A 15,200-nucleotide genomic window follows, 5' to 3' on the forward strand; every position below is an offset into this window, starting at 1 on the left:
GTCGGGAACGGATTTGAGCAGCGCATGGCGCTGACCCGAAGGGCGCAGGGCAGGAGCCCGGCGTAAACTGCCAGGCATCAAACAAAGTAAAGAACCTCAGTCGAAAGACTGGGGTTTTTTGCTTTATGGGTATTCACTACTCCAAGTATCCATTTATCTGGCAGGAACGGATTATATATATCAGAATTTTAATAATAACGAAGAGTTTCTATTTTGTAGCGACCAATAATTTTTTCAATATTGTTGCAGAGTTATTTCTGAATATTCCGCACTTCATCACAAACTTATCTTCCCATGAGCCAATGTTTGGTTGTCTATTTCGCGTACTATCAAAACTGCTGCTTAAATTAATGAGCGATCTTGGTATCTGAATAGTTGGCTTATGGGAGATAAAAATAGATGACAATTTCTACACCTGCTCCGGAATTTGATGCATCAGCTGAGGTAATAGACAAGAAAAAGCGGATCTTTGCTATTGTAGGTGCATCGTCAGGAAATCTGGTGGAGTGGTTTGATTTTTATGTGTACTCATTCTGCTCACTCTATTTCGCGGCAACATTTTTTCCACATGGAAATACCACAACACAACTATTGCAGACTGCCGGTGTATTTGCCGCCGGATTTCTTATGCGCCCTATTGGTGGTTGGTTATTTGGATATATTGCGGACAAGCATGGCCGCAAAAACTCAATGATGATCTCCGTATGCATGATGTGTTTCGGTTCATTGGTGATTGCCTGCTTACCGGGATATGCCACGATCGGCTATTGGGCTCCGGTTCTATTATTGCTTGCGAGACTGTTTCAAGGGCTATCTGTCGGTGGAGAATATGGTACCAGTGCGACTTATATGAGTGAGGTCGCAATAGCAGGAAGAAGGGGATTCTATGCCTCATTCCAATATGTCACCTTGATAGGCGGTCAATTACTGGCATTATTGGTAGTGGTTGGATTGCAACAAATTCTTACTGACGGAGAATTAAAGGCATGGGGATGGCGTATACCTTTTGCTATGGGAGCCATATTGGCGATCGTTGCACTTTACTTGCGTCGTTCTCTGAATGAAACCTCAGATAAGAAAACTCGCGAACATAAAGATGCGGGATCGCTTGCAGGGCTGTGGAAACATCGCCGGGCCTTTATTATGGTGCTGGGGTTTACCGCAGGGGGGTCATTGTGTTTTTACACCTTTACGACCTACATGCAAAAATATCTGGTTAATACTGCGGGGATGGATACCAGAACAGCCAGCGTGATTATGACTCTGGCCCTCTTTGTCTTTATGTTGATGCAGCCTATTGTTGGTGCACTCTCCGACAAAATTGGCCGACGAAATTCAATGTTATTGTTTGGCGGTTTGGCGACGTTTTTGACCATGCCAATTCTTTATACGCTGAAGGATGTAACGAGTCCGTATCTGGCGTTTGCATTGATTATTGGGGCACTGCTGATTGTCAGTTTTTATACCGCTATCAGTGGATTACTTAAGGCGGAGATGTTTCCCGCACAGGTTAGGGCATTAGGCGTGGGATTGTCATATGCAGTGGCCAACGCCATATTCGGTGGTTCTGCAGAATTTGTTGCTCTCTCGTTCAAATCATGGGGAATAGAAAATGTCTTCTTCTGGTATGTATCAGGTATGGCACTATTAGCGTTTATTGTCTCATTGATGCTGCACTCGAAAGGAAAAGAGATTCAGCTCTGACAATTAATAACGGGTGCCTGGCTGATCACCGGCACCCCTACTATTTCGCCGCTTGATAAAGTCCATAACCCGTTGCTGCACCAGCAACATTCCAGGCAAAATCTTTCCAACTCCACCCAGTTCCATCTTGGCGACTATCCCATAACTCTTTACCTGCCCCAAGGCTGATGGCAAACAGCAAACCAAAGGATCGACTTTGTGCGGATGACATATTTTGTCGTTCAGCATAGGCAGTACCAGCCGCAGCCAATACCGCGGATCCAACAAAGTGCTGAGCTTTGTCTTTGCCTGTCCAACGGTCTTGGGCCAAATGTGTACAGCCAGAGCAGGTCAGGAATAATATCGTAATAAGTGTTGTGCGCAGAGCAGTTCTGACAAACATAGAGCTATCCCATAATACAAAAGCCCGTGGAGTTGAATCACTCCCCGTAAAGTGTCGGGCTTTCTTAGTATAGCGAACTACAGGATCCTGCTGATCAACCGGTCAATACGGATACGTCGCAGACGGCGTATCAGCTTGCGAACTTTAACAGGGTACTGTTGGATGCTTTCTAATTCGAGATAATGGTTCACTACCAATGTATGGCGGCGAATAGTTTCCAACTCTCTGGCCCGCTGCTCTTGCATCTCTTGCTGAGGGTCATGGATCAGAATGGCATTTTCAAGATCGAGACGCCATGCGCGAGGATTAAGGTTATTGCCTGTAATTAATTGCCACTCGCTGTCAACCCAGATCCCTTTTAAATGGTAGCTGTTATCGCCATCTTTCCACAGTCGGACAATAAGCTGACCGCTGTCGACAAAACGCTGCAACCGGCTGAGAAAACGACGTAAGTTAATTTCATAAAGGTAAGGGAGCGCACCTATTATCTTGAATGGCTGGTCTTCAGGAATATAGAAGTCGTTGGCAGTTTTATCGCCGACAATAATTTCGACCTGCTTACCCTGACGCAACAATGAAATTATATTGCGCACCAGTAATGCTGGCAGATTGAAATAAGGTGTGCAGAGAGTCAGTTTTTCTTCAGCACAGGCCATCAGGTGATAAATGGTCTTATTTAGAACACTCTGTTTCCCCAAACCTACCAACGGTGTAACAGCCAACTGTTCATTGGAGGCATTACCATCAAAATGGTAACCCGCACTGCGGAGCGCTTGGCGAAATTGACGAGTTTCGTTTTTGATCTCGGGGCTTTTTGGGCGATCGCTACGATCGAGTCGCTGAACCGCACCCGCTGTCAGGATATGCTTTTTTATGTAGCCGACCATCGTTTCTACCAGCGGCGTATTACGGATTAGCTGGTAACGATCGTATCGATATTTGTCATGCTGATGCAGGTAAACATCATTCACGCTGGCACCGGTATAAATCACGGTATCATCAACGATAAACCCTTTGAGATGCAAAACACCCAAAGCTTCCCGGGTATTTACCGGCACACCATAAACGGGTATTGATTGCTGTGAATGCTTGGCTGCCATATCACAATACCAATCCGCATTGGTGTTCTCTGCCGCTGCACCAATGCGCCCGCGTTGAGCGCGGTGCCAGTCAACCAGCACGCAGATCTCAAGTTCAGGGCGCTGTTGTTGGGCGGAATATAAGGCAGAAAGCACATCACGGCCTGCGTCATCATGTTCCAGATACAGTGCGACAACATAGATGCGGCGCTCGGCACGGCCAATGGCTGCCAACAGCGCTGTACGGAAATCCTCCGGGGAAAACAGCGTCTGGACATCACCAACCGTTTGGGGGAGTTTAGGCAGTTGTGCAAGGTGTTGTTGATGTTTATTTCGTTTAAATTTTGACAACATCACAGTGCGTTTCTTCTCTCTTCATGTGGTGGCGATAGCGCCATCGGCGAAAATAAATTAACCGTTGAATCGGTCGATAATACCATTACTGGCCACGATTGTGCGGAAGTTTTGCCTCAAATTGCCTTTGCTGACCTTCAGTTAGTGGTATTTGTCACGTATTCGGTGGCTGATTGAGAGGTCGCATCAGGTTGACGATACCGTCTTCCAGTTGGACATCTATTTCAAACCCAAGTTTTTTTGCCAGGGCAATCATGCCGCGATTATTGGGCATCGTGATCCCCGTTAAACGTATCAGTCCATGAGCGGTGGTGTAGCCAATCATTTTCTCCAGCAATCTTCGACCCAACCCCAACCCTTTCAGATCGGAGCGAACCAGGACCGCAAACTCGGCATCGATGTTATCGGGGTCAGAAATGGCTCGGGTCACACCAATAATCTCACTGGTATTCCCCTGACGCCTGATCGCCACAAAGGCCATTTCTCGATCGTAGTCGATTTGCGTCATGTTCGCCAAATCCTCATGAGTAAACTCGTTGATCTCACTGAAATAGCGATAGTAGAGATCTTCTTTGGTCACTTTGGCAATGAACGCTTTAAGTTGGGGTTCATCCTCGGGCAGAATAGGGCGGAAAAGGCATTCGGAACCATCTTTCAGCGTGATCTTCTCTTCCAGTTGTTGCGGGTATGGGCGAATAGAGAGCCTCGCCTGCGGGTCACCGCTGAATGGTGCTATTTGCATAGAGACATCGAGCAAACTGAACTCGCTGCCAGATGCCAAGAGAGGATGAATATCAAGTCGGATTATTTCCGGGCAGTCGAGAATCAGATTGGAGACTTGCACAAGCACATGGCTGAGTGCGGGAATATCCAAAGGACGTAACGCACTCCTGCCGCGAATTTTTCCGCCTTTTACCGCCTGCATGATCAGATAGCGGGCCAGCGTCATGTTAAGTGGTGGCAACGCCACGGCTGCTTGGCTTTCTGGCCGCCATTCGACACCCCCTTCACCGAGCATAATCAACGGTCCAAACACGGCATCCTGTTCAACGGCAATACGTAATTCCTGCGCACCGGCACGGTTTGCCATGCTTTGTACCAGCAAACCATGAATACGCGCCTGGGGATAAGTTCGTTTGACGCGATCGAATATGGCTTCTGCGGCTCTCTGCACTTCTGTTGCCGTTCGCAGATAGAGCATGACGCCCTGAATCTCGGATTTATGTGCAATATCCGGTGAACGTAATTTCAATGCAACAGGGTAGCCAATTTCTTCGGCAATATGGACAGCTTCCGCGCTGTCATTCGCGATCCAGGTCGGCAGGGTATTCAATCCATATGCCTGTAAGATTGCCCGAACCTCGTGGGTATCAAGATGCGTCGCGCCCTCGGCCAGCGCCTGATGAATCAATTTGTGCGCATGGGCGGTATCGGCATGCAACTCGGCGGGAAGGGCCGGGGTTTCCATCAACTGTTTCTGGTTGCGTCGGTACTCCACCATATGCATGAACGCGGTGACTGCCCCTTCAGGCGTGCGATAGGTAGGGATTCCAGCCTCCGTAAAGAGACGGCGAGCCTCCTGAGATGAATATTCGCCACACCAGTTGGTAAGAAGCGTGATCCTTTTACCGCGCGGATGCTGATGAACGGCATGGATAATTGTTTTGGCAGCATCAGTCGCCAGAGCTGCTGCGCTGGGGGCGTGGATGATCAGCAGCGCATCATAATCATTGCTATCCAGTAGGGGACCCAGTGCGGCCTTATAGCGTTCTGGCGTGGCATCGTCGCGTAAGTCGAGTGGATTTCTGACATGGATCACGTCAGACAACGCGGTTTGCAGCGCTGAAGTCGTTTCGGCAGAAAGCGTGGCCAGCTTACCGTTCCTGCGAACCAATTCATCCAGGGACATGGCCGCAGGTGCTGCGCCGTTGCTGACAATCAACAGTTTATCGCCCCGCAGCGGGTGCATATGGCTCAGGGTTTCGACGGCGGAAAACAGTTCATGCGTGTCTTGTACGCGTAACAGGCCAGCACGCTGAATGGCGGCATCATACGCAGCATCAAGGCCTTGCTCGCTATTGAGCAATTGCTGAGCCAAAGGTGTGCGGCCACTTTTGATCACCAGAATAGGCTTATTACGGGAGGCACTCCGTGATGCAGACATGAATCGACGGGCATCGTTGAGATGTTCAAGGTAAAGCAGGATAGCACTGGTTTTCCCATCGCGTGCCAGGAAATCGAGAAGATCGTCGACATCAATATCCAGGGTGTCGCCCAATGAAATAAAGTAGGAAAAGCCAACGGAACGCTGCTGTGCCCAGTCAAGAATGGTATTGGCCACGGCTGCAGATTGCGAGATAAATGCCAATTTACCTTTCTGAATGGGGACGGGCGAGAAACTGGCATTCAGCCCTTGCCAGGGTGCCAGCAGGCCAAGACTATTGGGTCCCAGAAGGCGCATATGGAAACGTTGCGCGCAGGCCTTGAGTTCAGCAAGTTGCTGCGGAAGTGACGACAGAACGATAGCGGTTTTACAGCCTCGCGCTCCGAGCTCTTCGAGTAAAAGCAGATTACGTTCCGCGCGGACACAAAGCACGGCCAAATCCGGTGTAAAGGGTAAGCTGCCAACATCAGGGTATGCAAGAACACCGCAAACAGCTTTGTAGCGAGGCGTCACCGGCATTATTGGGCCGCTAAATCCTCCGGCCATCAGGTTGCGCATCATCAGATTGCCTGCTCGCCCCGTTTTTTCGGATGCCCCGATAACGGCTATCGAATTTGGACGTAACAGGGCTTCTAATCCACGTTGGCTCATCTGCAGCTCCCAGCTCCATACCCTTCGGACTTTGGGTAAATGATTATTATCAATAGCTGAGTTTACGCGTTTTATTGCTGTTCTGCTGTGACGGCCTCCACCGGACGATGAGGTTTTCCCGCCAGATACTTTTCGCGGAACAGATGGAAATGCTGGGTCAATTGGAGGGATGCCGAGCGATCGCCGACCTGTTGCAGCAACGCCGCTGCCACTTCCGCAGTACAGTGTTGTTCAGCACGCGATGCTTCGCGCAACTGATAACGCGAGAGGGTGTCGACGTTGAGGGAAAACAGCGGAAAGTGATTGAGGTAGGGGCTTTTGCGAAACATTTTGCTCGCCTCGGACCACGTACCATCCAGCATGATAAACAACGGGGGTTTGCTGCCGTTTGGAATCTGATTGAATACTTGCCGCCCTGGTTCCGCGTAGGACTCAGGAAACACGACATAAGGCTGGCGAGCAGGATCGTTTATGGCGTCGATCAAATTTGGATCGACTTCCGTGCGTGACCAAAGAAATGCCTGCGTGTCTGGCAGAATGTCAGCAATCAGCCGTCCTGTATTACTCGGTTTCAATGGTTCGGTGTCAAACATGACCAGACAAAAACGGCTGGTGGCCTGCTGCGGTTGTATGGAATCACAAATGCAATTCCTGACCGGCAGCAAGCATGTCTGACAGCGTAATGTTCGACTGCCGCGCGCGTTGAAAGGGCGGGTAGAGAGAGCCAGGCGCTGTTGGCGCAGGCGTAGCACGGCGTTGTCTGGCATAACCATTCCGAAAGGCAAAGAGCGTTATTCTAATCAACCCAGACAGGAAGCGATACCAACAAATCGCCCGTGATATATAAACTCTCACGGGCGATTAGCAGAGGCTTAAAGCAGATTAATGGTTTAAACTAACTCATTGAGCCAGTTATCAAACGACGCTTTAGGGACGGCTCCGCTCAGCATATCGACCATATTGCCTTTATGGAACACCATAATGGTTGGAATGCTTCGGATGCGAAAACGTGTACTAAGTTCTAGTTCGGCCTCAGTATTTACTTTTACAAAACGAATTTTGCCTGCTCGTTCTTCAGCGACATCTTCAAAAATTGGGGCGAAATTCACACACGGACCGCACCAGGGTGCCCAGAAGTCGATGACAACGGGCAGATCGTCCTGGAGTAATTTATCCAGAGTGGCCACCGTAGCGTGAGTAACTTCACCGTCAAACAGTGAATGACCGCAACGGCCACATTTGGCACCGTCGTCGATTCGATCTTCAGGCAGTCGATTTGTTGCCTGACAAGATGTACATACCGTATTCATATATGAGCCTCGATTACCAAGATTAATAAGCGTCAACAAGCAACCGGTGACCCATTTGCTCTGATAAAAGGCGGGTTGTTGCTCTGGTGTTATTAAGTATGGGTAGTAGTGATGAAATGAACAAAATGGTTTGCTCAATGAATGCGATAGTTTTTAGCTTTTAGCGCGAAGCAAGTGGCTTACGAGACCCACTTCAGGTAATCTTCGCGCCCAGCGCGTAGGTAGGTGGAGAAGAGATATGAACGATTCATTCAGTGGCAAGAACGGCAAAGTCAAAGTGATGTACGTCCGCAGCGACGACGATGGCGATAATCGTAGTAACAACAAGCGTCCCGCGGGAAAAGGTCGTCCTGGTGAGAATAACCGTCGGGACAGTGCCCGTCCGGATGATTCCCGACGTAATGAGCGCCGCGGCAGTGACTCACGCAACACCGACAGCCGTCGCAGCGACAATAATCGTCCGCGCAATCCTTCACGTTCTGACGATCGCCCAGCGCGTTCAGATGACCGGGAGGGGCCATATTCACCATGGAAAACGGTTTCACGTGCTCCCAATGATGAAGCTGTGCCTGATCATGGTGGCATTACGGGTAAAAGCTTTATCGATCCTGAACAGTTGCGTCGCCAACGTGCGGAAGAGACCCGCGTGTATGGTGAGAATGCCTGTCAGGCGCTTTTTACCAGCCGCCCGGACTCGATAGTTCGCGCATGGTTTGTACAGTCCGTTACGCCACGTTTTCGTGAAGCGCTGCGTTGGATGGCCGCAAATCGCAAAGCCTACCATGTCGTGGAAGAAGAAGAACTGACCAAGGCTTCGGGCACTGAGCATCACGGTGGCGTTTGCTTCCTGATCAAAAAACGTCAGGGATTGCAGGCTGAAACCTATCTGGAAAATGCCCCCGCAAAAGATTGTGTATTGGCATTGGAAGATGTCGGTAATCCGCACAACCTGGGTGGCATCATGCGTACCTGTGCCCACTTTGGCATTAACGGCCTGTTAGTTCAGGATCCGGCGTTGCTTGAGTCCGGTGCTGCAGTTCGTACCGCAGAGGGTGGCGCGGAACATATCAAGGCCATTAACGCAGATGACTTCCTCAGCGTATTGGATACCTTCCGTCGCGCCGGTTACACCATTGTGACCACGTCCAGCCATAAAGGTACCCCTCTGGCAAAGGCACAACTGCCAGCAAAAATGGTACTGGTGTTGGGTCAGGAGCGTGATGGTCTGACTGACAGCGCATGGCAGCAAGGTGATTTAAGTATTTCGATCGGCGGAACAGGCAAAGTGGAAAGTCTGAACGTTTCCGTAGCGACAGGTATTTTACTGGGTGAATGGTGGCGTCAGAATCAGGCCTAGTCGCCGTCTGACCCTGCTGGATAAATGAAACCGGGCGCTGAAAGGCACCCGGTTTTTTTACGACGATTTTCCTGCAGCGGCATTTCGCTAGTGGGCACCGCCACCGCCACCGGTACTAAATGGTGGACGGGCAAACCACACCAACACCAGCATGAGCAGGAAGACGCCCGCTGCAGCCCAGAATATCTCATTGGCAGAGATAATCAGTCCCTGGTTGGTTATCTGTTGAGCAAGATAGCCTGACGCCTGCTGCTGACTCATTCCTAACTGTTCCAGTTGCCGGTAGGTTTCCTGCGCAATAGGATTGAACGGGTTCACCGATTCTGTCAGTTGTGCATGATGCAGAGCTTCCCGGCTGGTCCACATGGTGGTGGTGATTGATGTACCAATCGATCCCGCCAGCGTTCGGGTAAAGTTTGACAAACTCGATGCCGCAGCCAAACGCTCAGGTGGCAGACCCGAAAGCGTAATGGTGGTCAGAGGCATAAAGAAGCAAGCGATCGCGAAGCCCTGTATGAACTGTGGCCAGGCTGACGCGCCGAAATCCATACCGGGTTCAAACGTCCATGCGCGCCAATAGAAGCACACCGCATACATGATAAAGCTGAAGGTAACCAGCCGTCGCATGTCCAGCTTATGGGCAAAACGACCAATGATTGGCGACAGGATCACCGGGATGATCCCGATCGGAGCTGAGGCGAGTCCCGCCCAGGTTGCGGTATACCCATAGACCTCCTGTAGCAGTTGCGGCAGCAAAACGATCGCACCGAAATACAGCATGTAAGCGAGGCTGATACACAGGCACCCAATGGTAAAATTCCGCGATTTAAATAGCGAAAGATCGACAATGGGGTGGTCATCTGTCAGTTCCCAAACAATCAGGAATGACAGCGTCACCGCCGCCACCACCGCCAAGACTATAATCTCGCCAGAGTTGAACCAATCCAGTTCCTTGCCCCGATCCAGCATGATCTGCAAACTCCCGATACCTACAACCAGCAACACCAGTCCAATGGTATCGATAGGTCTGATCTCGGTCTTGGTTTCGCGTCCACGCAGGGTTTGCAATGCCAGCATAACCACGACGGCAGCAATGGGAACGTTGATGAAGAAAATCCAGCCCCAATGGTAGTTATCGCTGATGTACCCGCCAAGAATTGGCCCACAGATTGGCGCGACGATTACCGTCATTGACCAAAGGGCCAAGGCAATACTTCGCTTGGCTGGTGGATAGTTATTCAGCAATAAACTTTGCGATAACGGGATCAGCGGACCTGCCACCACGCCTTGAATAACGCGGAAAAATATCAGCATTTCCAGACTGTTGGAGATACCACACAGCCAGGAGGCAATGGCAAACAGTACTGTAGACCACAGGAACAGCCGTACTTCCCCGATACGCTTGGCCAACCAGCCAGTGATCGGAATAGAGATGGCGTTTGCGACCCCAAACGAAGTGATCACCCAGGTTCCCTGCGAGTTTGAAGCCCCCAGGTTACCTGCAATAGTGGGGATCGCCACGTTTGCGATGGTTGAGTCGAGCACCTGCATGAAGGTTGCCAGCGCCAACGCCACAGTCATCCAGGCAAGTGGCGCACCCTCAAGCGGCTTCTTGACCACGCGATCCTCTTGAGCACTCACCCTGCGTTCGCCTGGATAACGTCAGCGATCAGCTGGTTAACTGGCGCTAAATCCAGCGTCAGGGCATTGGTCTCATACAATGGATCCTTGCGCACTGTATTTGCCAATACCAAACCATCGAGATTGGTCGTGTCCACTTTCACCAGAGCCGAAAGACCGATGCGCAGCGGATGATCGGCAACCTGCTGGGCATCAATCTCAATACGGACTGGCAGGCGCTGTACCACTTTAATCCAGTTCCCCGTCGCATTCTGGGCAGGGAGCAGGGAGAACGCGCTACCGGTACCCATATCCAGACCTGCCACTTTGCCCTTGTAAACCACATTATCGCCATACATATCACTGACTACCGTGGCCGTCTGGCCAATACGCATATTTGCCAGTTGGGTCTCTTTGAAGTTGGCATCTATCCAAATGTGGTTAGCGGTAACAAGCGCCATTAGCGACGTTCCTGACGAGATTTGTGCACCGACCTGAACGGAACGGCGTGAGACAAAGCCATCCAGCGGGGCAACTACTTTAGTGCGCTGCAAGGCCAGCCAGGCATCACGCATTTGTGCCGCAGATTGTTGGATTGCAGGTTGTTTATCCAGCGGAGTATTCAGCACCATGGCCTGATTGGCATTGTATTGCTGAGCCGCCACTTCCAGAGAGGCTTTGGCGCTTTCCACTGCATCCCGCGAGTGTTGGAGTTCCTCACGGCCAATGGCATCCACGGAGCCCAGCACCTCACGGCGTTTCAAATCGTTTTGCGCTTTACTTAATTCAGTTTTGCGCAGGGCGATATTTGCCTGGTACTGCTTACTGTTGATCAGCAACTGATGTGTCTGACGAACGCTATTCGCCAAGGCGGTTTTCGAGCGTTCAAACGCCTGTTCAGCATCGGTCGGATCAAGAGTCAGCAGCACATCGCCTTTACGCACGAAGTCTGTATTGTCGAAATTTACGCTGGTTACGCTCCCTGAAACCTGCGACATGATTTGAACCTGGTTTCCGGCAACGTATGCGTCGTCGGTTTCCTGATGGTGACGTAACACCAGGAACCAATAGATTAGATAAGCCACCCCTACAATAATAAAAATGCCGGTCAAAAGAAGCAGTGCACGTTTGCGTGACTTCTTCTTATTTTTAGGTTGCTGCGGGCTTTGATTCTCCACGCTTGCACTCATGGTACTCTCCACGCTTGTCTACTTATCATGATTTTGATTCCGTTGCCGGGGCTTCATAGCCACCGCCCAGGGCACGGATCAAACCTATCTTTGCCTGCAAAACATTGCTGCGGGCGTTTAACTCAGCCTGTTGTTGTTGTAACAACTGTGTTTGGCTGACCAATAACTCATCACGCCCAATGACCCCTGCCTGATAACGAGCCTTGGCGACGCGGTAGACATCCTGCATCGACTTTTCAGCGGATGCGGCTTGCTGCAATTGCTCGCCACTGCTTTTGGCAATGGTGATGGCATCTGCTGCTTCCTGCACTGCATTCAGAATCGTTTGGTTATACGATTCCACGGCTTCGTCATACAGCGCCGACTGCTCACCCAGTTTGCTGCGCAGTGCACCCGCATGGAATATCGGCATCGATATGGCCGGTGCCACATTCCAGGCTTTACTGGCAGCTTCCAGCAGCGTGGGATTGGTTCCCTGGAAATTAGTGGTGCTGAATCCTGCAAATCCACTAATCGACAGGCTTGGATAGAACTCTTTGCGTGCCGCTTTAACCTGTTGCGAATAGGATTCCACCAACTGTTTTTGCGCCACGATGTCAGGGCGTTTCCCCAGCAATTCAAGCGTCAGTTCATGTTGCGCAGCCAGACTGTTATCGGCGGGCAATACAACGGGTTTCAAGTACGCCATGGCATCGGGTCCCTGACCTGCCAGCGCAGCCAGTTGATGCTTGTGCTGATCTATCTGCGATTGAAGTTGCAGAATCTGCTGTTTAACACTATCGGCCTGGGCCTGGGTTTGTTGAGGGATATCTACGCCATATACACCGGCTTCGTACTGGCGTTTGCGTAGATCGGCCAAATGCTGGTTGTTATCAACTTCGGTTTGCAGCACGGCTTGTAACGCATAATTACTTTGCAATTGGTAATAGGTCGAAGCAACAGAACTGGCGAGATTGAGCGCAGCCTGGGCTTGCTCTGCCCGGGCCGAGTCGATTTGCGCTTTGGCTGCATTGACCTGATTGCGGTATTTTCCCCACCAATCGAATTCATAACTGAGATTCAAACCGAGATCGTTGGTGGTTTCATATAACGGCTTATCAGGATAGGACTGGATAAACGGTTGCAGGGTGTTTTGAGACATGCGTTCGCGACGCGAACTGCCGTTAAGATCGAGATAGGGGCCATTAGCCGCACTCGCTTCACCTGCTACGCTCTGTGCTTCGCGTACCCGCGCAGCAGCCTGCTTGAGTGACGGCGAATTTTGCAGAGTGCGCGTCATCAATGCATCGAGTTGCGGGTCATTGAGGCTGCGCCACCACTGCGTACTGATAGCCAGAGAGCTGACTTTCGGTTGAGCCAACTGCAACTGCTGGGTGTCCAGTAGCGTCGATTGCGGTGCAATATTGTCACTGGAGGCGCAGCCTGCCATGAACAATACGACAAACAGGGGCGTAAGCCTCCAGCAATGTGGAGATTGCATGATAATTAGCTACCTGGGCAAATTTTACAGGGAGTTTTCTGACACTTCCATTTGATCAAGGCGAACCAACAGTTTACGCGTCAGGGCTTCCAACTGTTTCTGTTCATTCGCATCAAGTGTAGACCATAAGAAATGCAGACATTTATGCTGCGGTGGCAGCAGTTGTTTAAGAAAATCTTCGCCAGACGGGGTCAGGTGCAAGTGCAGACAACGACGATCATGATCACTCTCACGGCGTTCAATCCAACCCCTTTTTTCCAGTTCGTCCGCAATGCGTGTTGCATTGGTGCGGGACGAGCCCAGCGCAGTGCTGAGTTCAGACGGCTGAATACTGTGATCGGCCTGTGAATCGAGTGTAATCAACGCCATAAACAGGGTCTCGTTTATCCCTTGCGCCTTCAGCATCTTATTGCGGTTTTCCAGCAACTTGCTCTGCATATGCATACAGAGACGGGTCAATAGAATTTCCTGATAAGGAAAGTCTTTCTGACGGGAAGCACGGAAATTTAGCATTTGTTCGATGGGAGTAAACGAACTGTCCATTTTGAAGAACCTCGATAGTTACAAGCGGCATAGTAACGATGGTGATTAATAAAGTAAACGCCATGTTAAGTGAAAGATGTAGCAATTAGTGTCATTGTCAGATTTTACGTCATTGCTTTTGCCATTTTGCTGTTGCGACCACATTTTGGCGACAAAAGCGGCTTTCAACTCGTCAGCAGCTTGAACGCAAGGCCAAAACAGAACGCACTGGTCAACGTGGAAATGATAATGCTCTGGGTTTTGTAAAAGACGGCGGCCAGTACCGCAAAACCGATCAATGTAGGGATAAACTTCTCGTGGTGGCGCAACACTTCAGGAGTCGTGGACACCACGAGTAAGGCACAAATAGAGGCAATGCCAATACTGTCGAGCAGCATCGCTGTTCTGTTTCGCTTAGGCGGGCCGCTGTAGCGTGAGTTGCCTAAACGCAGGGGGACATAGCGGAATAGATAGTTCGCCAGACCTACGACCAAACTAATCAAAATGACTTCATTGCTCATGTTTGATCTCCTTAAGTTCTGCTGGGCGTGGTTGCAGCAGGGCGGCGAGACATCCCCCTCCAATGCCAGCAAGAATGGCGACCGGTATTGAAAACAGCAGAACGCCTACCAGCGATGCACCGATCGCAACGGCAAAAATCAGGCTTTGCTGACGCTTGAACGCGGCGAGAACAAAGCTCAGAAACAGGGCCGGCAACATAAAAGTGAGCGACGCCTCAATGGCCGGATAATCATCCAGTGGACCATTACCGAATACCGCGCCAACCACCGTTCCTGCTATCCATGAGAGCCAGGAGGTAAGGGCAATACTGATCATCCAGTTTTCAGTCCAGCGGCGTTGATCGCGAACCAGTTTGGTAGTCGCCGCAGCGAAAACTTCATCGGTTAGACCGAAAGCCCATATCGCGGTTTTACGCGGGTTGAGCCGTGACAAGATGCGCGTTCGCAAGGCTGGACCATAAAGGATATGGCGGATATCCATTGCCATTACCGTTAAGGCGGCAATCCACAACGACGTTCCCGCGCTCAGCAGCGCGGTGATCACAAATTGGCTGGCACCGGCGTAGATAATGCAGGAAAACAGTACGCTCTCCAGGGGAGTAAACCCCAGTTTCACGGCGCTGAGACCAAAAGCGAAAGCAACGGGCAGATAACCAATCACAATAGGAAGGCTGTCGAAAATACCCTCAGCGAAAGTCGCGCGGGATGTCGTGGTGCAGGTGTCGTGAGCAGTCTGGCTTTGCATCTTTTACACGGGGCATAACGCCCTTTTTTAAGTCATACAGTGAATAATTTATATGACAAACATTACCAGACTGTTAGTACTCTTTATACCCGGCTACTTAAATAAATTCCACAAATGATTA

At 50.5% G+C, this 15,200-nt stretch carries 13 protein-coding genes; 2 read left to right on the forward strand and 11 right to left on the reverse strand.

The window, feature by feature from the left end; translation table 11 throughout:
• Nucleotides 1-399: 399 nt before the first annotated feature.
• A complete protein-coding gene (locus DRI82_RS17990; RefSeq protein WP_114195292.1) occupies nt 400-1,704 on the forward strand; it encodes an MFS family transporter in 1,305 nt (434 codons plus the stop codon).
• A 40-nt stretch (nt 1,705-1,744) separates the two neighbouring features.
• Here the strand turns inward: DRI82_RS17990 and DRI82_RS17995 are convergent, their stop codons facing one another.
• The 5 genes from DRI82_RS17995 to trxC form a co-directional block, all read right to left on the reverse strand.
• Complete coding sequence (locus DRI82_RS17995) at nt 1,745-2,086, reverse strand: YfiM family lipoprotein (protein ID WP_114195293.1); 342 nt, start codon at nt 2,084-2,086, stop codon at nt 1,745-1,747.
• Between the two features lie 77 nt (nt 2,087-2,163).
• Nucleotides 2,164-3,519 carry a CDP-diacylglycerol--serine O-phosphatidyltransferase gene (gene pssA / locus DRI82_RS18000; protein WP_170138733.1) on the reverse strand — a complete coding sequence of 452 codons (1,356 nt, stop codon included), beginning with the start codon at nt 3,517-3,519 and terminating at the stop codon, nt 2,164-2,166.
• A gap of 154 nt (nt 3,520-3,673) precedes the next feature.
• On the reverse strand, nt 3,674-6,334 hold the full coding sequence (locus DRI82_RS18005) for a bifunctional acetate--CoA ligase family protein/GNAT family N-acetyltransferase (protein WP_114195295.1): 2,661 nt from the start codon (nt 6,332-6,334) through the stop codon (nt 3,674-3,676).
• 71 nt (nt 6,335-6,405) lie between these two features.
• Nucleotides 6,406-7,101: a tRNA-uridine aminocarboxypropyltransferase gene (locus tag DRI82_RS18010; RefSeq protein ID WP_114195296.1), complete on the reverse strand. Its 696-nt coding sequence runs from the start codon at nt 7,099-7,101 to the stop codon at nt 6,406-6,408.
• 123 nt (nt 7,102-7,224) lie between these two features.
• Nucleotides 7,225-7,644 carry a thioredoxin TrxC gene (gene trxC, locus DRI82_RS18015; RefSeq protein ID WP_114195297.1) on the reverse strand — a complete coding sequence of 140 codons (420 nt, stop codon included), beginning with the start codon at nt 7,642-7,644 and terminating at the stop codon, nt 7,225-7,227.
• 238 nt (nt 7,645-7,882) lie between these two features.
• Between trxC and DRI82_RS18020 the strand changes: the two genes are divergently transcribed.
• Nucleotides 7,883-9,001, forward strand: a complete 1,119-nt coding sequence (locus DRI82_RS18020) for a tRNA/rRNA methyltransferase (protein WP_114195298.1) — start codon at nt 7,883-7,885, stop codon at nt 8,999-9,001.
• 87 nt (nt 9,002-9,088) lie between these two features.
• Here the strand turns inward: DRI82_RS18020 and emrB are convergent, their stop codons facing one another.
• From emrB to DRI82_RS18050, 6 genes are all read right to left on the reverse strand, one after another.
• Nucleotides 9,089-10,621 (reverse strand): multidrug efflux MFS transporter permease subunit EmrB, encoded by a 1,533-nt coding sequence (gene emrB / locus DRI82_RS18025; protein WP_114195358.1) that lies wholly within the window; start codon nt 10,619-10,621, stop codon nt 9,089-9,091.
• Nucleotides 10,622-10,638: 17 nt separating this feature from the next.
• Nucleotides 10,639-11,811: a multidrug efflux MFS transporter periplasmic adaptor subunit EmrA gene (gene emrA / locus DRI82_RS18030; RefSeq protein WP_114195299.1), complete on the reverse strand. Its 1,173-nt coding sequence runs from the start codon at nt 11,809-11,811 to the stop codon at nt 10,639-10,641.
• Between the two features lie 25 nt (nt 11,812-11,836).
• Nucleotides 11,837-13,291 (reverse strand): efflux transporter outer membrane subunit, encoded by a 1,455-nt coding sequence (locus DRI82_RS18035; RefSeq protein WP_114195300.1) that lies wholly within the window; start codon nt 13,289-13,291, stop codon nt 11,837-11,839.
• Between the two features lie 24 nt (nt 13,292-13,315).
• Nucleotides 13,316-13,834, reverse strand: coding sequence for a transcriptional repressor MprA (gene mprA / locus DRI82_RS18040; protein WP_114195301.1), 519 nt, complete (start codon nt 13,832-13,834; stop codon nt 13,316-13,318).
• 164 nt (nt 13,835-13,998) lie between these two features.
• Entirely contained in the window at nt 13,999-14,334 is a 336-nt protein-coding gene (ygaH, locus tag DRI82_RS18045; RefSeq protein ID WP_114195302.1) for an L-valine transporter subunit YgaH, read from the reverse strand.
• Nucleotides 14,324-15,079, reverse strand: a complete 756-nt coding sequence (locus DRI82_RS18050) for an AzlC family ABC transporter permease (RefSeq protein ID WP_114195303.1) — start codon at nt 15,077-15,079, stop codon at nt 14,324-14,326. Before DRI82_RS18050 ends, ygaH begins: the two co-directional genes overlap by 11 nt.
• Between the last annotated feature and the right edge of the window lie 121 nt (nt 15,080-15,200).

The sequence above is a fragment of the Edaphovirga cremea genome (assembly GCF_003332275.1).
GTDB classification, from domain to species: Bacteria; Pseudomonadota; Gammaproteobacteria; order Enterobacterales; family Enterobacteriaceae; genus Edaphovirga; species Edaphovirga cremea.

Excerpts from the sequence above, each read along its gene's own strand:
- DRI82_RS17990 (WP_114195292.1), top strand. The coding sequence starts at position 400 with ATGACAATTTCTACACCTGCTCCGGAATTTGATGCATCAGCTGAGGTA.
- DRI82_RS17995 (WP_114195293.1), bottom strand. The coding sequence starts at position 2,086 with ATGTTTGTCAGAACTGCTCTGCGCACAACACTTATTACGATATTATTC.
- pssA (WP_170138733.1), bottom strand. The coding sequence starts at position 3,519 with ATGTTGTCAAAATTTAAACGAAATAAACATCAACAACACCTTGCACAA.
- DRI82_RS18005 (WP_114195295.1), bottom strand. The coding sequence starts at position 6,334 with ATGAGCCAACGTGGATTAGAAGCCCTGTTACGTCCAAATTCGATAGCC.
- DRI82_RS18010 (WP_114195296.1), bottom strand. The coding sequence starts at position 7,101 with ATGCCAGACAACGCCGTGCTACGCCTGCGCCAACAGCGCCTGGCTCTC.
- trxC (WP_114195297.1), bottom strand. The coding sequence starts at position 7,644 with ATGAATACGGTATGTACATCTTGTCAGGCAACAAATCGACTGCCTGAA.
- DRI82_RS18020 (WP_114195298.1), top strand. The coding sequence starts at position 7,883 with ATGAACGATTCATTCAGTGGCAAGAACGGCAAAGTCAAAGTGATGTAC.
- emrA (WP_114195299.1), bottom strand. The coding sequence starts at position 11,811 with ATGAGTGCAAGCGTGGAGAATCAAAGCCCGCAGCAACCTAAAAATAAG.
- DRI82_RS18035 (WP_114195300.1), bottom strand. The coding sequence starts at position 13,291 with ATGCAATCTCCACATTGCTGGAGGCTTACGCCCCTGTTTGTCGTATTG.
- mprA (WP_114195301.1), bottom strand. The coding sequence starts at position 13,834 with ATGGACAGTTCGTTTACTCCCATCGAACAAATGCTAAATTTCCGTGCT.
- ygaH (WP_114195302.1), bottom strand. The coding sequence starts at position 14,334 with ATGAGCAATGAAGTCATTTTGATTAGTTTGGTCGTAGGTCTGGCGAAC.
- DRI82_RS18050 (WP_114195303.1), bottom strand. The coding sequence starts at position 15,079 with ATGCAAAGCCAGACTGCTCACGACACCTGCACCACGACATCCCGCGCG.